Source organism: Heminiphilus faecis (assembly GCF_008728965.1).
GTDB lineage: Bacteria > Bacteroidota > Bacteroidia > Bacteroidales > Muribaculaceae > Muribaculum > Muribaculum faecis.
This window is the reverse complement of the sequence record NZ_VSMC01000004.1, coordinates 36,542-60,059: the sequence shown is the minus strand read 5'-3', so window position 1 is coordinate 60,059 and position 23,518 is coordinate 36,542. Positions and strand designations below refer to the sequence as shown.

Sequence of the window (23,518 nt, the reverse complement as noted above, 5' to 3'; positions counted from 1 at the left end):
TTTTCGTTAAAATGTAATTGGTACGTCTACTCGGGTTTTACCACAACTCCCTCTCCTTTACGACCGTTAATGCCTATGACCAAAGGAGAGTCAAACTTGACTATCCTTATAAAATCGCTTTCATAAATAGCCGGCCGGCGGTTTAAATACTCCACATCATAAATACCGTCATTTGATGACGGATCAATGGTGAAGTAACCTACGCCGAATGATGTCAGGTTCTGGAAAAAATGGGTTCCCTGACTCGGTTCAATACGATAGTTGCCAAGCGAAGACTCCACTATAAGCCGAGCCGACGATATGTGCGGCCATTTTACAGGAATACCGAGAGCCGTATCGCTTGAACCCCAACGACCGGGACCGATCAGGACATAACCTTCATTACGCTCTGTAAAGTTACGATTAATTTTTTCAATTTCTCTTGCTATAAGAGAATTATTTGAAGATGAAAAGTTTTCAGGCCGCACATAGACCACCGTATCGACGTTATCTATATTGCCGTGACCAAGTGCAGTATTGCTGCGCAGAAGCATTTTATCATCAGACAAGGCCAATACACTTTCATCGACTATGTCCTTTCGCTCGACAATAGGCCTTATCTGAAGCCAATACAGGGTACCTTTTGTTTTGTTTTCCGGCGTAAGGACTCCTGCAAATTCAATTTCCACAGGACGCCCCATTTCCTCCTGCCCCTTCGTGAGCATAAAATCGGTTATCGGAGCAAGCGGAAATACTCCATGTTGGAGCACATTGGCAAAAGTGACCACACGACGTCCCTCGCCCTCGTCACAATCACGGATTACCTGATCGCGAAAATCATAGGTCGATACCATATAACGCAACGCACCGGTCGAAGCGATATCCTGAATGCGCAACTTGGATATATTGAAACTGTCATCAACCTTAAAACCGTCATCCACACCGCGCTTCATGTCGATTGCATAAAAACGGGTCTGGGTGTCACGCAAAGCCAAGTCAAGCGTAGACGTCTGCAATACTTTATCGGCATGACGCGGCGAAAAACGCAGACTAAGGCCTCCGTCAACAATATATTTGCCAAGACCTATAGCTATTTCAGCCACCCCGTCCTCGGGAACTTCATCATTGATAGGATAGTAATTGAGCGAACGCCCGACTCCCGAAAATGAGGGGAAATAATAATCGCCCGTCTGCCGGCCCACCACTTCCTGAATAATGACAGCCATCTTTTCCTGATCTATGACATTGCTCGTTGCCGTCATATAGGCTTTGCTGTCAGCATAAAATACAGAAGCATACACGCTCTTTATGGCATCGCTAAGCATGGCAAGCATCTCATACCGGTCATCTACATGAGATATCATATATGTCGAATATATACCGGCAAACGGCTGATAGTGCGAATCCTCAAGTAGACTCGAGCTACGTATGGCCAACGGCTTGTCAACCACATCAAACAATGCAAAAAAATCTTCTATGAGTCTTTCCGGCAAACGGGCCTGAAGGAAATATTTCAATATCGTATCATCGCTCTGGTCAGATAATGCCACAGGATATAGATTGTTGGTCTCCATAAACTCATCGAAGATGTCAGTGCATATAACCACAGTGCGCGGTATAGTCACAGTTACTCCGTCGAAATTATCACACACCGGATTCTTCTTGATTATAGAGTCTATGAATGCCAGACCACGTCCTTTGCCTCCAAGAGAACCCTGACCTATACGGGCAAAATTGGAATAATGGTCAAAACGGTCCTTACGGAATACGGCAACAACTCCGCGGTTTTTCATCTTTCGGTACTTGACTATCAAGTCAAAGAATAATTGTCTTACCGCAGGAGCCTCCTCGATTTTAGTGAACCTGTGCTGCTTGACTACCTCCGCTATAGGAAACAATGCACGCGAATATAGCCAACGCGATATATCGTTATATGAAGCGTGATACAGCAATGACTTTGCAGGAATATCAAATATATGACGCTGCAGATCTTTCAAATCATGTATACGAAACAATTCCTCGCCTGTCTCCGGGTCAAGTATGACAAAATCACCGAAACCGAAATCTTTCATTATAGCATTGCCCAGATCGACAGGAAATTTCTTGGAGTTCTTATCAATAAATATGCTTCCGAGCTCCTCAACCTTACAGGCATTGTCAATCTCCGACGACTCAAGAATAACAGGCAGATACGGATCCTTTTCACGAAGATAAGCAGCGAGTCTGAGTCCGGCTTCCGGATCTTTGCATCCGTCACGTTTGAAAGATACATCCGACACCACTCCAAGCATGTTTTTACCGTACTTTTCATACAATGCCACAGCCTCTTCATAATCACGAGCCAGCATGACCTTGGGACGTCCGCGCATGCGGAGCATCTGCTCATGCTCGTTCAAAGCCTCGGTAGAGAAAATAAGCGACTGTTTAAGAAGAAATTTGTATAAAATAGGCAGTACCGAAGAGTAGAATCTCACCGAGTCCTCCACGAGAAGTATCATCTGCACCCCGACCTCATTTATGTCATTGTCGGCATTCATCTTGTCTTCAAGCAACTTTATTATAGCAAGAAGCAGATCTACATTGCCCAACCAGCTGAATACATAGTCGACAGCCGTAAAGTCCTCCTTGGCAAGCCTTCGCGACACCTCCTTTGAAAAAGGAGTAAGAACCACTATAGGAGTGTCATGATACAGCGATTTTATATCCTTTGCCCCGGTAAAAGTTTCGCTAATATCTATACCGGGCATCATTATAATGAGGTCAAAGCGCTTGTCGGCAAGCAGTACAAGGGCTTCAGCCGGGCGCGATACTCGAGTGACTCGCGGAGGCGAACTAAGGTTAAGAGCTACATACTCGAAATATAGCTGTTCCTCCACTCGGCCGTCCTCTTCCATCATGAAAGCATCATAAGGCGATGCCACAAGCAACACGTTAAATATGCGGCGTTGCATCAATGCTTGAAACGCCGTATCTTTAAGATATAACTGACTTAAACTTTCCTCGTTCATGGTGCATTGCAGAAATGAAAAACAAATTTACAAATAATTTTCCATGACTGCGCTATCTGCAGCCAAGTATTTTAATGAACATTTACACACTGTCAGATGTAGATAGTTAGTACATTTCTCATATCACGCCATAACCTGATGACAACCTATTCCGCAATAGCGATAATTACAGCAGGAGCACTGCTCTTTTTTATAGCATTGACTTTACGGACTACGGCATCGCGACGATGCCGCAAAGACCCGGAGTCGCTGTCAATATACAGAAAAGGCCGCATGCTACAGTATGCCTCCTACTCCGTAATTGGTTTCGGAGGCATAGCTCGGTTGCTTCTATAACCGTCATTATTACTTAACCGCCATCGCCTGAACGGGTTATGCGCCGCGACTCTTTATTATTAATTATCAGCGGAACATTTTCCACCGTAAGATTACTTGTATCAAGGCCGAGCGCCTTCTCGTCGCTTATTCCAAGCCGTCGCAACAAAGCGTAAAGCGTCATAAGCAAGCGGTCTTTACCTTCGCAACAGCTCGATGCGGAAAATATACGATGGATTATCACGAAACGGAAATTGCCGGCAATACCATGTTTGCGTAACGACGGATAGCGGCTGGCAAGGCTTATAGTCCCATCCGCTACGAGATCCTCAACTATCTGACGCAAATACACACTCACCTGCGGCCTTACCCGAAAACCCATACGCAAACTTACACTGATAAGCGTATCGGGTATTATTACGTCGCAGTCGTATTCAAGCGTATCGGGAGTGTCGACATACTCTATCCTCAACAGCCAATAGTGGTCTGCTCTCTTAGGCTGTTTATTGATTATAGAGTACAATAACTTACTTTCAACCATACGCGACGATACCGACCGAGATATGAACACCAGATTAGCTGCATATTCAGGGATAGCGTTATCGGCTTTGATGTCAGCGACAATCTCCCTGTAATCTTCAATATCCTTATATTCGATATATTTGTCACGTATAAGTTTGGCTCTTCGCCATATGAGCATAACCGCACACACCACACCTGCAATAAGAACGGTGAACCATCCGCCGTGCATAAATTTAAAAGCATTAGCCGTAAAGAAAGCCCCTTCGATGGATATGTAGACCAACGTAAACAGAGCTACTATCCATAACGCCACACCTTTGTGACGTAAATAAAACGCAAGCAGGACAGTGGTCATAAGCATGGTTATCGTTATAGCAAGTCCATAAGCAGCCTCCATACGATCGGAAGAGCCAAAAATAAGTACGGTAGCCACACATCCGACATAAAGTGCCATATTCACCACCGGTATATATAGCTGGCCTTTAAGGTTGGTCGGGTAGTTTATACGCAGCCTCGGCCAGAAACCAAGATTCATGGCCTCGCTGAATATCGTAAAGGACCCGCTAAGCAATGCCTGACTCGCAATTATGGCCGCGCCCGTAGACATGAATATGCCTACAGGAAGAAACCATGAGGGCATTATGGTGTAAAACGGATTGCCTTCGACCCCTCCGTCAGGAAGCCGTGATATTATCCATGCCCCCTGTCCGAGATAATTAAGTATCAGCATTATTTTCACAAATATCCATGAAACGGTAATATTCAACCGACCGCAGTGACCGAGGTCGGAATACAAAGCTTCGGCTCCGGTTGTGCACAAAAACACAGCTCCGAGTATCAGAAACCATCCGGGATAATCAATAAGAAGTTTAATGGCATAAACAGGATTAAACGCACGCAATATGCCGGAATACTCTCCTATACACAAGGCGCCAAGCAAGCCAAGCATCAGAAACCATGCAAGCATAAACGGGCCGAAAAGACGTCCTATCGCCTTTGATCCGAACTGCTGAACTACAAATACGAGTGTAATTATAAAAAGCACGACAGGCACAACAGGAGCATCCGGCTCAATGGCTCTCAGACCTTCGATGGCCGACGTCACCGTCACAGCCGGCGTTATGACACCGTCGGCAATAAGCGTACTGGCGCCGATGGCAGCCAAGATATACAGCCATTTGAAGCGAAGCCGTCTTATCAGGGCATATAAGGCGAGAATGCCACCCTCGCCCTTATTGTCGGCACGCAATGCTATGAGCACATACTTGACCGTAGTCTGTAATGTAAGAGTCCATATAATACACGATACGGCACCCGTTATGTAGTCGGCGTCAATTGTGTGTCCGACGTGCAATATCGTCTTCATTACATAAAGCGGGGAAGTGCCGATATCGCCAAACACAATACCTATCGTTACAAGCAAGGCCATTGCCGTGACTTTATGGACAGAGGCTGAAACAGTTGATTTTGTCAATCCGTGCATAAATAGTAAAAGATGAACCGTTATATTTTCATTGAACGACTTTAAGCATATTAATGTTTATTATTAAAATTAATTGCGTAACTTTGCGCGATAGACTATAGTCATTAAAAATGAACCAGAAAGAGAAACAACGCTTGCTTGACAAGCGCTATCTGCGCATGGCACGCATATGGGCCGAAAACTCATACTGCCAGCGGCGCAAGGTAGGTGCGATTCTTGTCAAGGACCAGATGATAATTTCCGACGGATATAACGGCACTCCCGCCGGTTTTGAAAACGTATGCGAGGGCGATGACGGAAAAACAAAGCCATACGTACTGCACGCCGAAGCCAACGCCATAACAAAAGTGGCGCGTAGCAGCAACAGCAGTGAAGGCTCCACACTATACATAACGGCATCACCGTGCCTTGAATGCAGCAAACTAATCATACAAGCCGGTATAAGACGCGTGGTATACAACGACTTGTACCGTATACAGGACGGCCTTAATGTATTGCGCCGTGCCGGGGTGGAATGCGAACACCTTTCAGATATAGACTGACGACTACATTTTATCAAAATAAGATGAAACAACTGAAAAATTCGCTTGCATGGTACCCGTTAGTGGTAGCAATAGCATTGACAGGCGGTATATGGATAGGCATAAAATTCGGTTCAAACAATTATTCGACCGACGGCGAACGCAAGTTGGCGGAAGTACTTGATCTCATAAAAGACGAGTATGTGGATGAAGTTGACATAGATTCGCTTCTCGAACGTACATTTCCCAACCTGTTATCGAATCTTGACCCCCACTCGACTTATATACCGGCTAAGGAACTGCTGGCCGTCAATGAAGACCTCGAAGGCTCATTCAGTGGCATAGGCATATCATTTACAATGCTTACTGACACCGTTACAGTGAATGAAGTGATACCGGGCGGCCCGTCAGAAAAGATAGGCCTTATGGCAGGCGACCGTATAATGACGATAAATGATTCGGCAGTCGCAGGCATGAACATCCCAAATACGGAAATCAAAAAAATGCTGCGTGGAGAAAAAGGCACAAAAGTCAAACTCGGAATAAAACGCAACAACACAAAGAAGACATTGTCGTTTGAAGTCACCCGCGGCGACATTCCCGTCAACTCGGTTGATGCAGCCTACATGATTGATGACACTACCGGCTATATAAAAGTCAACAAATTCGGTCGCACCACACGCGACGAGTTCCTAACCGGTCTTGTGAAACTGAAAGCCCAAGGAGCCGATCGCTATATTGTGGATCTACGAGGCAATACCGGAGGCTTCCTTGAAATGGCAATCTATATGGCCAACGAATTTTTACCTGCCAACGCCCCTATCGTATTCACCCGCGGACGTGAAGAAATGGAGGACGCAAAAGTATTCAGTGACGGTACGGGTTCATTCCAGAACGATGAACTTGTGGTACTGCTTGACGAGTACTCGGCAAGTGCAAGCGAAATTTTTGCAGGAGCCATGCAGGACAATGACCGCGCCCTGATAGTAGGACGGCGCTCATTTGGCAAAGGCCTTGTACAACGTCAGACAACCCTTCCCGACAGCAGTGCTATAAGACTGACCGTATCGCGCTACTACACACCGTCGGGGCGTTGCATACAGAAAGATTACCAACTCGGCAACCGCAACGCTTACGAAAAGGAAATAGTAGACCGATATGAACATGGCGAATTCTATAACTCCGACAGTATAAAATTCAACGAAGAACTTCAGTTTACCACCCTGACCGGGCGCACTGTCTATGGAGGAGGAGGCATCATGCCCGATGTATTCGTACCCAACGACACATCAGGAGTTACCAACTATTATATAAATGTGATAAATGCAGGACTGTTGCAGAAATTCGCATTCGAGTACAGCGACCGTAACCGTGAAACGCTTTCATCGGCAAAAGACCTCAAGCAATTGCTTGCCAAACTTCCCGATAACGAAGAGTTACTGATGCTGTTTGTAAACTACGCATCGCGCAACGGCATACCGGCAAGATGGTATTACATCAACATTTCACAAGACTTGATTGTTAATTTCCTAAAGGCTTTGATAGCAAGCGACATTCTCGGACGCGAATACTATTACCAAGTCGCCAATACCGATGATGTCACGGTACTTAAAGCATTGACCGAATTAAACAGCGGCCATGCTTCAGTCCCGATTTCGCCTGCCGAAAAACCGGTCGAATAATAATCAATAACACCGATGAAAAAGGAAGAAATAAGGCGCCGGGTTAAAGCACAAAAAGCGTTGCTTTCCGACAATGAACGCAAAGAAGCCGCCAAGTCGGTCTTCGCAGTACTTGAAAACTCGGTAGCATTTCTGCTTGCCGACAGGATACTGATGTATCACTCGTTACCCGACGAACTTTCCACCATCGAATTTATTGACCGATGGCATGATCGCAAGCATTTCTTCCTTCCCAGAGTCAATGGAGTGAATCTTGAGGTTTTGCCTTATGACCGCTCGCAGCTTAAATACGGAGCATTCCACATTGAAGAGCCTGTCGGCGACAATGTAGAAGATATTGACAATATAGAAATGATTGTTGTGCCGGCAGTAGCTTATGACCGTAACGGCAACCGTGTCGGCAGGGGAAAAGGTTATTATGACCGTCTTCTGGCAGGTTCACGCGCTACAAAAATAGGTGTAGGCTATGACTTCCAGCTTGTAAACGATATAGACACTGAACCGCATGATATAGGTGTGGACATAGTGATAACGCAATCTCATGTAATAACAGTCCGACACCGAAAATAAAAATTCAAGCCGGTCAATATCACAAATCAAAAAAATGGCACTTATATATAGAGAAACACGATTAGCCGATGTAATCGCCAACGAAACATCAGTCATACCGGTAATAAATCGTTTTGGAATAAACCTCGGTACAGGCGATGCGACCGTCGATGCGGTATGCCGTGTACATAATCTTGACACAGACTTTTTCCTCGCCATACTTAACACGTTTATAAATGAAGGATATTTTCCGGAAGAAAAATTGCGTGGGTTTAAAGCGTCTGAAATAATAGATTATCTTGTCAAGACCAATGCATATTACAGTCGGTTTCAATTGCCCAATATACGCCGTCACTTCACCATGCTTATCAACTCGGCCGGAGACGGTAACAGCAATCTCGAACTCATGCTGAAGTTTTATCAGGGACTCGAAAATGACCTTATGTCAAGAATCGAGCGCGATAATAAAGATTGGTTTCCATCAATTCTTGCCGCTGCAAACGGCACACCGTGCATGACTCCCGTTAATCACAAAGAAGAAACCCTTGTAGAAGACAAGCTCAATGACCTGAAAAGCATGTTTATAAAGCACTTGTCGGGCGATTATGACTTGAACTTGTGTTATGGAGTCATCGTCGCCATAGTGACGCTGGAAAAAGATCTTCGGCAAAACAACCGCATACGTAACCGTATACTGTTGCCTGTCAGCCGTTCATTGCAACAAAACACAAACCGATAAGCCATGAATATTGCCCTGCAGCTTGATGACACGCTACAGGCCATAGGTCTGCGCTATCTTTTCTTAAACTATTTCGATATTGATATCGATATAATCTCAGAAACTGCACCTGAAGCGACCGATACACCGTCAACACTTTACATTGTATCACCTACCTCATATTGCCGTAACATAGACTTCTATGCTATGCGCCGCGCAAGAACAATCGTTACCGGAGATGGAAAGGGCATGCTCCATATAAACAGATGCGAATCGGATATTTTAGAACAATTGCGCGAATTAATAAATGTGCGAAGGGTTCAGGAAACGGCACAATCGGCCGAATTGACACAAAGAGAAGTGGATGTGCTTCGCCTTGTAGCAATGGGGCTTATTAACAAAGAGATAGCAGACAAGCTGAATATAAGTTTCAACACAGTATTGTCACACCGTAAAAATATAACTTCAAAGCTCGGCATAAGGAGTGTATCGGGACTTAGCGTATATGCAATGATGAACGGATACATAAATGAAGCCGACTTAAATTTATAATTATTACTGCAATAACCTCCCTCCGACACACAAACGCTCCTTCACATACACTTACTCAAACAAACCGACAGCATAGGGTCATTAAATATATCGCATTTTTAAAATAATGTTAACGTGCGATGCCGTGCTATGACTAAATGTTAACTTTGTAAACTGACAGTATATACAGTATAGAATGATTGCAATAAACAACCTGTCGGTAGAGTTCAGCGCCAAGAGCCTATTTGACAATATAAATTATGTTATAAATAAAAAAGACAAGATAGCCCTTGTGGGTAAAAACGGAGCGGGCAAATCGACAATGTTGAAAATCATAGCCGGAATACAGCGTCCGACCTCCGGCTCCGTGTCCGTACCTCAGGGAGTAAGCATCGGATATCTGCCCCAGCACATGACGATCAATGACTCGCTTACGGTAATCGAGGAAGCAAGAACGGCGTTCTCCGAAATAAAGAAACTTCACGACGAGTTTGATAGATGCAACAACGATATCGCATCGCGCAGCGACTACGATTCTCCCGACTATCAGAAACTGATAGACCGCATAACTACACTTACCGAGCGCCTTGCCATGGAGGACAGCGACAACGGAGAAGCGGAAATCGAAAAAACTCTTATCGGTCTGGGCTTCAAACGAAGTGACTTCACACGCCCTACTTCCGAGTTCAGCGGAGGATGGCGCATGCGCATAGAGTTAGCAAAGATTCTGCTCAAAAAGCCCGATGTACTTCTACTTGACGAACCGACAAACCATCTTGATATTGAATCAATACAATGGCTCGAAAATTTTCTGCTTACAAAAGCCAATGCAGTGGTTCTCGTAAGCCACGACCGGGCTTTCATCGACAACATAACCAACCGAACGATAGAGATATCACTCGGCAAAATCTATGACTACTCGGTAAATTACTCAAAATATGTAGTTCTGCGTCAGGAAAGACTTGACCAACAACGCAGAGCCTACATGAACCAGCAGAAACAGATACAGGATACCGAAGAATTTATAGAACGCTTCCGATATAAGGCGACAAAATCAGTACAAGTCCAAAGCCGCATAAAGCAACTTGCCAAAATAGACAGGATAGAAATAGACGAGGTTGATACGTCACACCTTAATCTAAAATTCCCCCCCGCCCCACGCTCGGGCGACTACCCTATAATAGCCGAAAACGTAGGTAAAGCCTATGGCCAACATCAGGTGTTTGACCATGCTACGTTCACGATAAAACGCGGTGAAAAGGTGGCATTTGTCGGCAAAAACGGCGAAGGCAAATCAACGCTCGTCAAGTGTATCATGAACGAAATACCTTATACCGGCACTCTTAAAACAGGTCATAATGTCAAGATCGGATATTTCGCACAAAACCAAGCGCAATTACTTGACGGCGAAATAACCGTATTTGACACAATCGACCACGTGGCCGTAGGCGATATACGGACCAAGATACGCGACATACTGGGTGCATTCATGTTTGGCGGGGCGGCTTCAGACAAAAAAGTAAAAGTGCTGTCAGGCGGAGAGAAAACCCGTCTTGCCATGATAAGACTGCTGCTCGAACCGGTCAACCTACTCATCCTTGATGAGCCTACCAACCATCTTGACATGACAACCAAAGACATACTCAAACAAGCCATAAAGGATTTTAACGGCACGGTGATAGTCGTAAGCCATGACCGTGAGTTTCTTGACGGCCTTGTCGAGAAGGTTTACGAATTCGGTGACGGTAAAGTAAAAGAATGTCTCGGAGGTATCTACGAATTTCTTGAAAAGAAAAAACTGGCATCGCTTGCAGAACTGGAAAAAACACAGCCCAAAAAAGAGGTCAAAACCGAAGTGACAAAACCGGTGTCTGCGCAACAGCCAGCCAAGGAAAAACAACGGCTGTCGTATACGGAACAACGAGAGAGAGACAAGCTTATCAAAAAAGCGGAACGAAAAGTAAAGGATGCCGAAGAAAATATAGGAGCGGTGGAAAAAGAGATAGCCGAAGTAGAAAGCCTGATTGCATCAGGAGAGGTTACAGGAGACATCTTTGACCGACATGCGGCATTGCAGAAAAAGCTCGACAACGCCATGAGCCTTTGGGAAATTGCAGGAATGGAACTTGACGAGCTCAAGGCATCGTTAGACAAATAAAATCCGGTTTCCATAAATAATATAGCTTAATGACATACAATAATACAAAAAGAGGTGTAGACAGGGCCAATCTTGATCCAACAGTAAATCCTAGCGATGATTTTTACGATTACGCTTGCGGAGGCTGGATGAAAGCCAATCCGCTAAAGCCGGAGTTTGCCCGCTACGGAACTTTTGACGAACTGCGTGAGAACAACCGCATACAACTGCGTGATCTCATAACCGGTCTTGACACAAAAAACGCCGTACAGGGTTCGGTAGCGCAAAAAATAGGCGATCTTTACACAATGGGGCTTGACAGCGATCGGCTCAATGCGGAAGGAGCACAACCTGTCATGGCCGACATATTGACAATAAGAACAACCTCCAGAACCGACCTACCTGCACTTCTCGCCACCTGCATAGGCACTGATGCATTCTTTAATACCGGCGTGGAAGCCGACATGATGGACTCTGACAAAAATGCCATGTACTGGAGTCAGGGAGGCCTCGGACTCGGTGACCGCGACTACTATCTGGAAGACTCTGACAATGCACAAAGCATTCGCGACGCTTACCGTAAATTTGTCATGACTCTGACAGGCCTTGCTGGTTATGCTGAAAAAGACCGGAAACGGATAACCGACAACGTTATGAAAATAGAGACTGCCCTTGCCCGGGCAGCGATGCCTCGCGAAGAGTTACGTGACCCGGCTGCGACTTATAATCCCATGTCAATCGAGGAAATCGAAAAAAATTTTCCCAACATAGGTATGCGTCGTTATTTTGCCGCACAAGGCATTGATGACATAACTACCGTAATAATAGGGCAGCCCAAGTCACTTGCCGAAGTTGACCGGCTGATGGCCGAACTATCGGAGACTGAACTTCATGACTATATTACTGCCGGATATCTCGCATCGGCAGCAGAATATCTGAGCGACGATTTTGTCAATGCCAAATTCGAACTTTCAAAAGTTGTGTCGGGAGTAGAGCAGCCCATGCCGCGTTGGAAGCGTGCACTCGGAGTACCCAATGCCCTTCTTGGCGAGGCGGTAGGACAACTTTATGTCGAGAAGTATTTTCCCTTATCAGCCAAAGAAAAAATGCTTGACCTTGTCAGCAATCTTAAAACAGCATTGGGCGAGCACATCGACAATCTGTCATGGATGAGCGACACTACCAAAGCCCGTGCCCGGGAAAAGCTGGAAGCCTTCTCGGTAAAAATAGGTTATCCCGACAAATGGCGCGACTACTCTTCATTGACCATAGACATACAAAAATCTTATTGGGACAACATTAAATCGGCAATCAGGTATGAGATAGATTACAATCTTTCGGACTGGGGCAAGCCTGTCGATAAATCAAGATGGTACATGCCACCCCAGATAGTAAATGCATACTATTCTCCCCTATCTAACGAAATCTGCTTTCCTGCAGGCATACTTCAGGCTCCATACTTCAATCCCGACGCCGATGCGGCCGAGAACTACGGTGCCATCGGAGTGGTGATCGGTCATGAGATGACCCACGGTTTTGATGACCAAGGAAGTCGGTTTGACAAAGACGGCAACTTTGCCGACTGGTGGTCGGCTCACGATCGGGAAAAGTTTCAATCGCTCACTACAGGCCTTGTAAAACAATTTGATGATATAACGGTGCTTGGCGACACCCATGCCAACGGACGTTTTACTCTTGGAGAAAACATAGCGGACCAAGGCGGTATACGCATAGCCTACACAGCCTATCATAATTCGCTCAAAGACTCTCCCGGCGAGATTATCGACGGCTTCACTCCCGATCAAAGATTCTTTCTGTCATATGCCAACGTATGGGCAGGCAACATACGCGACGAAGAGATTCTGTTACGTACCAAGACTGATCCGCATTCGCTCGGCCGCTGGCGCGTAAACGGCACTTTAAGAAATATCGAACCGTTTTTCAAGGCATTTGACATAAAAGAGGGCGACGCAATGTACCTGCCTCCTGAACGACGCATAATCATATGGTAAACATATAAAACTACACGATAAATGGATCATAAAGCAGTAACAGGTCAGTTGGCAAAAATCCTCGGGCGTGACTCAAAAGACATTACAGCCCTTATAGACGGCCTTGCAACCACCATGCGCGATAATCTGTGCGATATGAATACGGTAGCATTGCCGGGGTTTGGCGAATTTATTCCTGAAAAAGAAGATGAGCATATACAAAACGACCTGTCTACCGGGCAACAAATACTCATTCCACCGTCGATAAATATAAAATTCAGCCCAAGCGCAATATTAAAAAGAAAAATCAACGACCGCCAATGAATAAGAAAATAACATTTCCGCAGTTGGCGGCTAAACTCGCCGGCCTTACGTCCAGTTCAGAACAGACAGCCGAAGAATTTTTGCGCGAATTGCTCAATCTGATATCGGAGACTCTTTCGCGAGGAGAGTCAATAACTATAAAAGGGCTTGGGTCTTTTGCACCCGGATTATCTGATGACAATCCTGTCATATGGAGCCCTGACGAAAGTCTTGCCGAAGCCGTCAACCGCCCGTTCGCCTTCTTTGAGCCGGTTGTTCTGGCCGAGGGAGTAAATGAAGAGATGCTTGAACGGTCATATCAGGATACGATGGCACCTGAGGACCAATTACCCGATATTCCACCCATTCCAAAAACCGTGATGGCAATTCCGCCGGAAATACCAAAAATACCTGTACCGGAACACGCCGTTGAAGAGAGTCAGGAAAATGTCCCTGAACCCATGCAGGCTACAGAATCTGCAACAGAGACTGAGCAACCGACAGAACAAGTTATAGAAGAGATACCGGAAAGAACAGAACCGGCGTCATCAGAGGCCGAAACAGATCTGGAACCGATATTGACAGAAGAGTATCAAGACTACAACGAATATTCCGAAAATCACAAACGCTTCAATCCATGGTGGGCGTTTATGATAGGTCTTTTGTCCGGTATAGTTATCGGATACTTCACGTATTATTTCATTAACGACAGTACTCCAGTCATTAATGACAGTGAACCTCTCGACATAATATCAACATCCGACTCAATAGACATTACGGCTGTCGCATATGCTGACACAATAGTGACCTACGAAACAGACACAGCGGAAATACATACATCCGATACAGTCATTACCGAGTTCAAGCCAATTGCCATAGACACTGTGACGACATCGCGTTATCTAACAACTATGTCAAGAAAATACTACGGAGACTACCGCTTCTGGATATACATATACCTTGATAATGACTCTGTGATCAAAAATCCCAACCGTATAAAACCCGGAACTGCAATCAAGATACCCGATCCTAAAAAATACGATATTGACGCAAATGACCCGAAAAGCGTGAAGCGGGCCGAGGCACGTATAGCTGAATCCATAGCGGATAAACGGTAATGTCTGTCCTTGTTTTAAGAAGTTAAAGGATATATATATAATTTTAACAATCCGTCTTAACGCTATAGTTGTTAGAATTTTTAAATTTGCATCTTAAGAGGGATCGAATAAACATCGGCCTGAATAAATTGTAATTAATATAATTCAGATAACAGTTACCTGACAAAAACTAAATTTATGAGTGACACGGTAAATATCAGAGAGCTCAACGACCTCGTCGCAGCCAAGAGTGATTTCATCAATCTCATCCAACGGGGTATGGATCAGACCATCGTCGGTCAAAAGCATCTTATCGACTCACTGCTCATAGCCTTACTGTCCAATGGGCACGTGCTTCTTGAGGGTGTGCCCGGTTTGGCCAAGACGCTGGCCATAAAGACCTTGGCACAGATCATAGACGCAAAATACAGCCGCATCCAGTTTACCCCTGACCTACTGCCTGCCGACGTACTCGGTACAATGGTCTATAGCGTGAAGAGTGAACAGTTTCAAGTGAAGAAAGGCCCGATATTTGCCAACTTCGTACTCGCCGATGAAATAAACCGTGCTCCTGCCAAGGTACAGAGCGCACTGTTGGAGGCGATGCAGGAACGGCAAGTTACAATCGGTGACAACACTTTCGCCCTCGAAGAGCCATTTTTGGTAATGGCGACACAAAACCCCATCGAACAGGAGGGTACCTATCCGCTTCCTGAAGCACAGGTCGACCGTTTCCTTCTCAAGGTTGTCATAGGCTATCCGTCAAAGGAGGAAGAAAAGATCATCATACGTCAGAACATAGCCAACGAACGCAAGGATATAAGACCCCTGCTAAAACCGCAGGAAATACTTGACGCACAGAAAGTGTGTGAGAAGATATACATCGACGAGAAGATCGAACGCTATATTGTCGACATCGTATTTGCTACTCGTTTCCCCGCCGATTACGGGCTTAACGACCTCACCACCATCATAGCATTCGGCGCTTCGCCGCGTGCCTCGATAAGCCTTGCACGTGCCGCCCGCAGCTACGCATTCCTTCGCGGACGCGGATATGTGGTGCCTGAAGATGTACGCGCCGTGGCCCATGACGTGCTTCGTCACCGCATAGGCCTTACTTATGAAGCCGAAGCCAATACCATCACCGCCGATGAAATAATCTCGGAAATCCTCGACAAAGTCGAAGTTCCCTGATAAAACACATGACAATAGTCTTCTATGGACGCCAACGAGCTATTAAAAAAAGTCAGAAAGATCGAGATCAAGACCAAGGGTCTGTCGCAGAACATATTTGCCGGAGAGTATCACTCGGCATTCAAGGGACGCGGCATGACGTTCAGTGAGGTCCGTGAATACCAGTACGGTGACGACATACGCGATATCGACTGGAATGTCACCGCCCGCCAGAACCATCCTTATGTCAAGGTCTACGAAGAGGAACGCGAGCTTACCGTAATGCTACTTGTCGATGTATCGGGAAGCCGATATTTCGGAGCTATGGGCGAAGACAAACGCCAGATGATTGCGGAAATTGCAGCCACGATAGCATTTTCGGCAATACAGAACAACGATAAGATAGGTGTGATATTTTTCTCCGACAAAATTGAGAAATTCATACCCCCAAAGAAAGGACGCCGCCATATACTCTTCATAATACGAGAGCTTCTTGACTTTAGTCCGGAACAACAAGGGACCGACATAGCCGAAGCACTGCGTTACATGACCGACGCGCTGAAGAAACGATGCACTACGTTTGTCATATCGGACTTCATTGACGGACATGACTTTTACAAGGCTCTGTCCATAGCCAATAACAAGCACGATGTGACCGCCATACAGGTTTATGACAAGCGCGACGCACAGTTGCCCGATGTAGGATTGATGCGAGTCGTCGATCTTGAAACCGGAAATGACCGATGGGTCAACACGTCATCGGGAAAAGTCAGGAAAACGTTCAACCGATGGTGGTATGAAAGGCAGCAGAAGATGGTGGAAACATTCAATCGCTGTCGTGTTCAACACGCCTCGATAGCTACTGACGAGGATTTTGTCAAAGCCCTCATGTCGTTGTTCAAAAAACGAGAATTAAGATAATGATAAGTAAAAGATATCTCATATATACTTTGGCGGCTGTACTGCTTCTCCCTATGGCAATGTCAGCCAAAGGCCCGGTCTCGGTAAAAGCGAGTCTGGACTCGGCATATATACTCATGGGCAAGCAGACACTGCTTAAAGTCGACGTGGTAGAAGATAACGATATTGACGGGCGTTTCATAAATCACGCCGGCGATACCATAACCGGAAACGTCGAGATAATAAAAAATCTCACTCCCGATACAGCCGATCTTGGAAGCGGACGAAGAGAGATAAGACGTGAACTTGTCATACAGTCGTTTGACTCGGGACTATATACATTGCCTCCGTTTCTATATGTATCAGGCAATGACACTTTTGCGTCAAACGCACTTGTTCTTAAAGTCATACCGGTACCTGTCGACACTCTGAAGACTATACATGATTACGAAGGTGTCGTCAAGCCGGCGACCAGAATATGGGATTATATCCCTGATTTTATTGTCGACTATTGGTGGATATATCTTGCTGTGATTGTTGTCGCGGCAGCCATACTTATATGGTTTGTATACTTCCGTGGTAAAAAATCGTTACCGCTGATTCCAAAGAAAAAGCCCGTACCTCCTTACGAAGCGGCTATGCTTGAGCTTAATAAACTCAAGAATGAAAAACTTTGCGAAAGCGGCCATGAGAAAGAATATTACACCCGGCTTACCGAAATTCTGCGTGTATACCTCTACCGGCGTTTCGGCATAAATGCCATGGAAATGACCTCGACACAGATACTCGACCGCATAAAGTCCAACAGCGAAGCAAAACCCTCCGCTCCGATTATGCAGCAGATCCTCGAAATGGCCGATTTTGTCAAGTTTGCCAAAGTAAGGCCTCTCCCTGACGACAATGTCAAAGCGTTCAACAACGCAGTGAAATTTGTCGAAGATACCAAACCGGCCGAAACCGAAACCGAGCCGGCCGAAGAGTCACAACAGTCAACCGATAAAAAAGATAACTGATCATGCAGCTCGCACATCCTGAATATCTATGGTTGTTTTTGGTGTTTATCCCGCTTATAGCATGGTATATATGGAAACACCGCAATGCCTTCCCAGCCCTTGAGATATCGACGACCTCACCGTATGCCAAGTTGCCGAGATCATACAAGGAGTATCTGTTGCACGGCATGTTTCTGTTGCGACTGGCGGTAATCGGTTGCGTCATAATAATACTTGCACGTCCACAGACCCGCGACAGCTGGCGCACATCGTCGACCGAGGGTACTGACATAATCATAGCACTTGACATATCGTCATCAATGCTTGCCCGCGATTTTAAGCCTGACCGTTTCGAAGCGGCCAAAGATGTGGCGTCAAAATTTGTTGCAGGCCGCGAATCCGACAACATAGGAGTCGTTATTTTTGCCGGCGAAAGTTTCACTGCCGTGCCGATGACCACCGACAGGTCTATGCTTGCCAATTATATCCATGACATAAAAATGGGCATGCTTGACGACGGCACTGCCATAGGCGACGGTCTGGCCACCTCCATAAACCGAATAAAAGACGGTAAAGCCAAGTCAAAAAGTATCATACTCATAACCGACGGCACCAACAACACCGGCAATGTGGCGCCGCTTACCGCTGCTGAAATAGCGAAAAAGTACGGCATTAAAGTATATACTATCGGTGTAGGTAAAAACGGTACCGCCCCAATGCCGCAACAGAATTATTACGGAGACATAGATTATGTAAATATGCCTGTGGTAATTGACGAAACCACACTACGTAATATAGCCTCCGCCACCGGAGGAAAATATTTCCGGGCTACGGGCAATACAGTTCTTAAGGACATATTCTCAGAGATAGACCAACTCGAAAAGACTCAGATGGATGTACGGCACTTCTCCCATACCGAGGACAACTACATGCTATGGGCATGGCTTGCATTGGGCCTGTTCGTATTGGAGATACTTCTGCGACATACGGTTTTACGTACTATTCCATGATTTCACTTAGATGACTGATGACTATGTTTAGTTTTGCAAATCCATACCTGTTGTATCTGCTCTTCCTTATACCGGCTATAACCGGTCTGTATCTTTTGAGCCGATACTCCCGAAAACGCAAATTGAAGCGCTACGGCAAGCTCGCTGTACTTTCACCGCTCATGCCTGACGCCTCACGTTATAAGCCGTGGATAAAAATAACATTGCAGCTTCTTGCCGTGGCCGCTCTTGTATTTGTTCTCGCACGTCCCCGCGCCGGCGCCAAAGAAGAGGTCAGTGAAGTACAAGGCATAGAAGTCATGATATGTCTTGATGTGTCAAACTCAATGTTGGCATCGTCCACCGACGATCCTAAAGGAGTATCGCGCCTTCAACGCGCCAAACTCGTACTTGAAAAACTAATCGACAAGCTTGACAACGACAAAGTAGGTCTTATAGTATTTGCAGGTGACGCATACACGCAGCTCCCCATCACAAGCGACTTCGTATCGGCCAAGATGTTTTTGAACAGCATCTCTACCGAGATGGTGCCTACTCAGGGAACTTCGATAGGAGCGGCCATAGAGATGGCTATGAGTTCATTCACACCTACCGACGACATGCAGAAAGCCATAATCGTAATAACCGACGGCGAAAGTTTTGACGATGACCCTATCGCTGCTACCCAAACTGCTGTAAAACAGGGCATCCAAGTCGACGTCATAGGCCTCGGCTCCACCAAAGGCTCACTGATACCGATAGGACGCAACGGCCAGTTCATGAAAGATGACGAAGGCAATCCGGTGACGACACGTCTTGATGAAGCCATGGCTCAAAAAATAGCAGAAACCGGCGAGGGCATATATGTGCAGGGGGCATCGTCGACAGTAGTAAAAGATATTGACGAACAACTCGACACATTGGCGAAAAGCGATCTTGAGAAAGTCATATACTCTGCAAGCGCTGAACAGTTTCCTGTATTCGGATGGCTGGCTCTTGCTCTTGTCATCCTTGACATATTCATGCTTGACAGAAAAGTGGGATGGTTAAAAAAGATAAACTTCTTCAGTAAATAGCACTATATCATGAAACGTATATTTACCGCCATAATACTTACCGCTTCTATTGTCGGTTATGTCCATGCCGCCGATAACAGCGACTCATCCACACGCAAAGAACGCAATTATATACGCGAAGGCAATTCGCTATATGACGAAAAGCGATTTGCCGACGCAGAAGTGGCCTATCGAAAAGCTCTTGAAGAAAACGCCATGAGCGAAACCGCCATGTACAACCTTGCAGCAGCCCTCATCAGACAATCGGGCAATGCCGATCCGAATTCAGACAATAATCCTATGTCTGAGGCACAAAGCCTGCTCCAAGGCGTGGCACAAAGCGCACAGGACATATCGATAGCTGAAAAAGCATTTTATAATCTCGGGAACATGGCATTCAACCAGCAGCAGTATGACCAAGCCATAAACATGTACAAGGGAGCTTTGCGAAAGAACCCTGACAACGACAAAGCCCGCGAAAATCTGCGACTTGCCCAACTGAAACGGCAGGAACAGCAGAATCAGGATCAGAACCAAGACAAGCAGGATCAACAACAGAATCAAGACCAAAATCAAGATCAACAGCAAAATCAGGATCAAGACAAGGATAAAGACCAAAATCAAGATCAAGACCAACAAAAGCAACAAAACAAAGACCAACAGCAACCACCTCAACAACAGCAGGGGGGCATAAGCGACGCCAATGCCAACAAGATATTGAAGGCTATGGAGAACGAAGAAAACGCTACCCGCCGTAAAGTGCAGGATATGCAGAAAAAGGAGGCCGGACAAGCCCGTCGTGTACATGGTAAGCAGTGGTGATCACGTTATCAACTATTTAAATGAATTGAAAAAGTGATTATGATGAAAAAATTATTGTTAATAATGATTGTAATGGCAGGGATAGCGCTATCGGCCACAGCCGAGACATCGTTTACCACAATCCCTCCACGTACAGTCATTGCGGGAAATAAGTTCAATATCACTTTCCGCCTTAAAGACGGAGAAGGTTCCGGGCTTAAAGCTCCAGAAATAAAAGGGTGCACCCTGCTTTACGGGCCGTCATCGTCATCAATGCGCAACTATCAGTGGGTAAACGGCAAGTCGTCGTCATCGACCACTGTAGACTACTCATTCACTTACCGTGCCGATACCCCGGGTACCTACACTATAGGAGAAGCAAGCATAGTGTGCGACGGACGCACCTATACCACCGTACCCGTAAAATTTACGGTACTTCCGCCGGATAAAGCCGCCCAATCGGGTCAGGGCGCACGGGTGGACGACATCAGTACACAAAGTAGCGACAAAGCTGTATCGGCCAACGATGTTTTTGTAAGAATAATACTCAACCGCTCGCAGGCCTATGAGCAGGAAGCCATATTGTGTACCATCAAGCTATATACGAAGTATAGCATTAGCTCATTCATGCCTACTTCACAGCCGGCATTTGACGGTTTCCTTATCGAAGAGTTGAATCTGCAACCGCAACTGAATGAAGTCGAGCACTACAACGGGCAGAATTACATGACAGCCGTGCTGAAGCAATGTATCATATTCCCGCAAAAATCAGGTAAACTGACCATAAACTCGGGTAAATATGACGTAACGGTAGTGCAACACGAACGCTTTACCGGCTTCTGGGGAGGTACACGGCCTGTAGAAAAAGATATAAAAGTGAGTTCAAACTCGGCTTCAATCAACATTACTCCCCTGCCCCAGCCTCAGCCTGAAGGCTTCACGGGAGCAGTAGGCAATTTCACAATTGACAGCCGACTGAATACATCTACTTTCCGTACCAACGAAGCTGCCACCCTCACATATACAATAAAAGGTACCGGCAATATAAAATCAATCAAAGAACCGGAAATAGACTTTCCTTCGGAGTTTGAACAATATGCACCTCAGATCGATGTAAACTCACAGGTATCAGGCAACAACGTCACGGGAAGCATGACTGTCGAATACACGTTTGTACCTCAGAGTGTGGGCAATTTCTCTATTGGTGCCGATAAGTTTGTATACTTCAATCCGGAGAGCAAAAAGTATGTAAGCCTCACCACCCCCTCTTATGATATAAAGGTAGTCAAAGGAGCGGACGCACCTGCAACGACAGCAGGAGTCAATAAGCAGAGTATCGAAGCTAAAAACACAGATATACTGCATATCAAGACCGGCAATCTGCATCTTGAAAAATCGCATACGTACTTCTATTCATCATGGTGGTATTGGCCCTGCTATATACTGCTCGCCCTAATGCTTGCGGCAATAATACTCATTTACCGAAAGCAAGTAAAACTCAATGCCGATATTCAGGGACGACGTCTTGCCAATGCGAACAAAATAGCGCGCAAACGTCTGAAAATGGCCGACCGGTACCTTACTTCCCATGACAACGACAAGTTCTATGAAGAGATGCTACGGGCTACATGGGGATATCTGAGCGACAAACTCGGCATACCAGCATCGCGGCTTACACGTGACAATATAGCCGTACAGCTTTCTGAATACGGGGCTCCGCAACAGCTTGCCGAGTCATTCATCAATATAATCGACGAGTGTGAGATGGCCCGGTACTCCCCTGCCCAAAGCGACGAACAGCTTGAAAATCTTTACAAGGAAGCATCAAAGGCCATGAACGAGATGGAAAGCATAAAGCGTACCAAACAACGTTAAATCACCCGACAAACTCATTGAAATAAATATGAAATTACGCATCATAACATATATTATTTTAACTGCACTCATTACGGGTACGGTCAACGCCATGTCACTTACACAGCAAGCCGACTCGGCCTATATGCAGGATAATTTTGCCAAAGCTACCGAGCTATATCTAAAAATAGCGGAAGAAGAAGGCACTTCGGCCAATCTATATTATAACATAGGCAATTGTTATTTCCGTCAGGGGAAGCCCGGTATGGCCATATTATACTATGAACGCGCTCTTCGCCTTGACCCGTCGGACAAAGATGCGCGCGCCAATCTCGAATTTGTCAACACGAAGATAACCGATGAACCCGGCGACCGGGGTATGTTTATATCCAATACAGTCAATGGCTTTGCCTGCAAAATATCAGCAAACATATGGGCCGGTATAGCCATCGGTTCTTTCATACTGCTGCTCGGAGCCATAGCATTGTATGTGTTTACATCGGCTATATCCCTGCGTAAAGCCGGCTTTTTCGGCGGTATAGTATTATTGTTCATATGCATCTGTGCCAATATCTGTGCATCTATTGCCACAAGGTACTCCACCTCAGGTAAAGAAGCGGTCATTACGGTACCGTCAACTCTGCTGAGTACCTCGCCGCGTATCCCCAAGGACCGTTCGGAAGAAGCCGTACTGCTTCATGAAGGCACTAAAGTGGAAATCCTCGACTCCGTCACCACCCGCACCGACTCGGCAGTGACAAAGTGGTATGATGTGAAAATCGACAATAATACGCGTGCATGGATCAAAGGCTCTGATATTGAAAAGATTTAGCCGTAGCATGTTTTATAACACATCTTTTATGCCGACAAAAATTTGGATTTATGATACAAAAATTATAATTTTAACGACATTAATCA

20 protein-coding genes are annotated in these 23,518 nt (G+C 45.7%); 18 read left to right on the top strand and 2 right to left on the bottom strand.

Annotation, left to right across the window (positions count from 1 at the left end):
• Positions 1-26 precede the first annotated feature (26 nt).
• Positions 27-2,987 (bottom strand): PEP/pyruvate-binding domain-containing protein, encoded by a 2,961-nt coding sequence (locus FW767_RS02795; RefSeq protein ID WP_121699214.1) that lies wholly within the window; start codon positions 2,985-2,987, stop codon positions 27-29.
• Between the two features lie 138 nt (positions 2,988-3,125).
• On the opposite strand from FW767_RS02795, the gene FW767_RS02790 reads away from it, so the two are divergent.
• Positions 3,126-3,323 carry a hypothetical protein gene (locus FW767_RS02790; protein ID WP_147438758.1) on the top strand — a complete coding sequence of 66 codons (198 nt, stop codon included), beginning with the start codon at positions 3,126-3,128 and terminating at the stop codon, positions 3,321-3,323.
• Positions 3,324-3,336: 13 nt separating this feature from the next.
• On the opposite strand, the gene FW767_RS02785 is transcribed toward FW767_RS02790, so the two are convergent.
• The gene (locus tag FW767_RS02785) at positions 3,337-5,307 is read right to left on the bottom strand and encodes a KUP/HAK/KT family potassium transporter (RefSeq protein ID WP_121699215.1); all 1,971 of its coding nucleotides are present in this window, start codon (positions 5,305-5,307) and stop codon (positions 3,337-3,339) included.
• A gap of 110 nt (positions 5,308-5,417) precedes the next feature.
• On the opposite strand from FW767_RS02785, the gene FW767_RS02780 reads away from it, so the two are divergent.
• The 17 genes from FW767_RS02780 (at position 5,418) to FW767_RS02700 (ending at position 23,432) form a co-directional block, all read left to right on the top strand.
• On the top strand, positions 5,418-5,849 hold the full coding sequence (locus FW767_RS02780; protein WP_121699216.1) for a dCMP deaminase family protein: 432 nt from the start codon (positions 5,418-5,420) through the stop codon (positions 5,847-5,849).
• A 23-nt stretch (positions 5,850-5,872) separates the two neighbouring features.
• Positions 5,873-7,510: a S41 family peptidase gene (locus FW767_RS02775; RefSeq protein ID WP_121699217.1), complete on the top strand. Its 1,638-nt coding sequence runs from the start codon at positions 5,873-5,875 to the stop codon at positions 7,508-7,510.
• 15 nt (positions 7,511-7,525) lie between these two features.
• The gene (locus FW767_RS02770; protein WP_121699218.1) at positions 7,526-8,080 is read left to right on the top strand and encodes a 5-formyltetrahydrofolate cyclo-ligase; all 555 of its coding nucleotides are present in this window, start codon (positions 7,526-7,528) and stop codon (positions 8,078-8,080) included.
• A gap of 34 nt (positions 8,081-8,114) precedes the next feature.
• Entirely contained in the window at positions 8,115-8,798 is a 684-nt protein-coding gene (locus FW767_RS02765; RefSeq protein ID WP_121699219.1) for a helix-turn-helix transcriptional regulator, read from the top strand.
• Positions 8,799-8,801: 3 nt separating this feature from the next.
• Positions 8,802-9,329 (top strand): helix-turn-helix transcriptional regulator, encoded by a 528-nt coding sequence (locus FW767_RS02760; protein ID WP_121699220.1) that lies wholly within the window; start codon positions 8,802-8,804, stop codon positions 9,327-9,329.
• Between the two features lie 175 nt (positions 9,330-9,504).
• Positions 9,505-11,466, top strand: coding sequence for an ABC-F family ATP-binding cassette domain-containing protein (locus tag FW767_RS02755; protein ID WP_121699221.1), 1,962 nt, complete (start codon positions 9,505-9,507; stop codon positions 11,464-11,466).
• Positions 11,467-11,495: 29 nt separating this feature from the next.
• A complete protein-coding gene (locus FW767_RS02750) occupies positions 11,496-13,457 on the top strand; it encodes a M13 family metallopeptidase (RefSeq protein ID WP_121699222.1) in 1,962 nt (653 codons plus the stop codon).
• A 21-nt stretch (positions 13,458-13,478) separates the two neighbouring features.
• Positions 13,479-13,760 (top strand): HU family DNA-binding protein, encoded by a 282-nt coding sequence (locus tag FW767_RS02745; protein ID WP_121699223.1) that lies wholly within the window; start codon positions 13,479-13,481, stop codon positions 13,758-13,760.
• Positions 13,757-14,857, top strand: coding sequence for an HU family DNA-binding protein (locus FW767_RS02740; RefSeq protein ID WP_121699224.1), 1,101 nt, complete (start codon positions 13,757-13,759; stop codon positions 14,855-14,857). Before FW767_RS02745 ends, FW767_RS02740 begins: the two co-directional genes overlap by 4 nt.
• Positions 14,858-15,034: 177 nt before the next feature.
• Entirely contained in the window at positions 15,035-16,030 is a 996-nt protein-coding gene (locus FW767_RS02735; RefSeq protein ID WP_121699225.1) for an AAA family ATPase, read from the top strand.
• Positions 16,031-16,054: 24 nt separating this feature from the next.
• Positions 16,055-16,930, top strand: coding sequence for a DUF58 domain-containing protein (locus FW767_RS02730; protein WP_121699226.1), 876 nt, complete (start codon positions 16,055-16,057; stop codon positions 16,928-16,930).
• Positions 16,930-17,922 (top strand): cell wall anchor protein, encoded by a 993-nt coding sequence (locus tag FW767_RS02725; RefSeq protein WP_121699227.1) that lies wholly within the window; start codon positions 16,930-16,932, stop codon positions 17,920-17,922. Before FW767_RS02730 ends, FW767_RS02725 begins: the two co-directional genes overlap by 1 nt.
• Before the next feature lie 2 nt (positions 17,923-17,924).
• Complete coding sequence (locus tag FW767_RS02720) at positions 17,925-18,911, top strand: vWA domain-containing protein (protein WP_121699228.1); 987 nt, start codon at positions 17,925-17,927, stop codon at positions 18,909-18,911.
• A 23-nt stretch (positions 18,912-18,934) separates the two neighbouring features.
• On the top strand, positions 18,935-19,966 hold the full coding sequence (locus FW767_RS02715) for a vWA domain-containing protein (RefSeq protein ID WP_121699260.1): 1,032 nt from the start codon (positions 18,935-18,937) through the stop codon (positions 19,964-19,966).
• A 9-nt stretch (positions 19,967-19,975) separates the two neighbouring features.
• Complete coding sequence (locus tag FW767_RS02710) at positions 19,976-20,767, top strand: tetratricopeptide repeat protein (protein WP_121699229.1); 792 nt, start codon at positions 19,976-19,978, stop codon at positions 20,765-20,767.
• Positions 20,768-20,839: 72 nt separating this feature from the next.
• Positions 20,840-22,621 (top strand): BatD family protein, encoded by a 1,782-nt coding sequence (locus tag FW767_RS02705; protein ID WP_205523787.1) that lies wholly within the window; start codon positions 20,840-20,842, stop codon positions 22,619-22,621.
• A 28-nt stretch (positions 22,622-22,649) separates the two neighbouring features.
• The gene (locus FW767_RS02700) at positions 22,650-23,432 is read left to right on the top strand and encodes a tetratricopeptide repeat protein (protein ID WP_121699231.1); all 783 of its coding nucleotides are present in this window, start codon (positions 22,650-22,652) and stop codon (positions 23,430-23,432) included.
• Positions 23,433-23,518 lie beyond the last annotated feature (86 nt).

Bases quoted from the DNA above. Each gene is read 5' to 3' on its own strand.
- FW767_RS02750 (WP_121699222.1), top strand. From the start codon at position 11,496: ATGACATACAATAATACAAAAAGAGGTGTAGACAGGGCCAATCTTGAT.
- FW767_RS02735 (WP_121699225.1), top strand. From the start codon at position 15,035: ATGAGTGACACGGTAAATATCAGAGAGCTCAACGACCTCGTCGCAGCC.
- FW767_RS02740 (WP_121699224.1), top strand. From the start codon at position 13,757: ATGAATAAGAAAATAACATTTCCGCAGTTGGCGGCTAAACTCGCCGGC.
- FW767_RS02785 (WP_121699215.1), bottom strand. From the start codon at position 5,307: ATGCACGGATTGACAAAATCAACTGTTTCAGCCTCTGTCCATAAAGTC.
- FW767_RS02775 (WP_121699217.1), top strand. From the start codon at position 5,873: ATGAAACAACTGAAAAATTCGCTTGCATGGTACCCGTTAGTGGTAGCA.
- FW767_RS02765 (WP_121699219.1), top strand. From the start codon at position 8,115: ATGGCACTTATATATAGAGAAACACGATTAGCCGATGTAATCGCCAAC.
- FW767_RS02755 (WP_121699221.1), top strand. From the start codon at position 9,505: ATGATTGCAATAAACAACCTGTCGGTAGAGTTCAGCGCCAAGAGCCTA.
- FW767_RS02745 (WP_121699223.1), top strand. From the start codon at position 13,479: ATGGATCATAAAGCAGTAACAGGTCAGTTGGCAAAAATCCTCGGGCGT.
- FW767_RS02760 (WP_121699220.1), top strand. From the start codon at position 8,802: ATGAATATTGCCCTGCAGCTTGATGACACGCTACAGGCCATAGGTCTG.
- FW767_RS02780 (WP_121699216.1), top strand. From the start codon at position 5,418: ATGAACCAGAAAGAGAAACAACGCTTGCTTGACAAGCGCTATCTGCGC.
- FW767_RS02730 (WP_121699226.1), top strand. From the start codon at position 16,055: ATGGACGCCAACGAGCTATTAAAAAAAGTCAGAAAGATCGAGATCAAG.
- FW767_RS02710 (WP_121699229.1), top strand. From the start codon at position 19,976: ATGAAACGTATATTTACCGCCATAATACTTACCGCTTCTATTGTCGGT.
- FW767_RS02790 (WP_147438758.1), top strand. From the start codon at position 3,126: ATGACAACCTATTCCGCAATAGCGATAATTACAGCAGGAGCACTGCTC.
- FW767_RS02770 (WP_121699218.1), top strand. From the start codon at position 7,526: ATGAAAAAGGAAGAAATAAGGCGCCGGGTTAAAGCACAAAAAGCGTTG.
- FW767_RS02715 (WP_121699260.1), top strand. From the start codon at position 18,935: ATGTTTAGTTTTGCAAATCCATACCTGTTGTATCTGCTCTTCCTTATA.
- FW767_RS02725 (WP_121699227.1), top strand. From the start codon at position 16,930: ATGATAAGTAAAAGATATCTCATATATACTTTGGCGGCTGTACTGCTT.
- FW767_RS02705 (WP_205523787.1), top strand. From the start codon at position 20,840: ATGGCAGGGATAGCGCTATCGGCCACAGCCGAGACATCGTTTACCACA.
- FW767_RS02795 (WP_121699214.1), bottom strand. From the start codon at position 2,987: ATGAACGAGGAAAGTTTAAGTCAGTTATATCTTAAAGATACGGCGTTT.
- FW767_RS02700 (WP_121699231.1), top strand. From the start codon at position 22,650: ATGAAATTACGCATCATAACATATATTATTTTAACTGCACTCATTACG.
- FW767_RS02720 (WP_121699228.1), top strand. From the start codon at position 17,925: ATGCAGCTCGCACATCCTGAATATCTATGGTTGTTTTTGGTGTTTATC.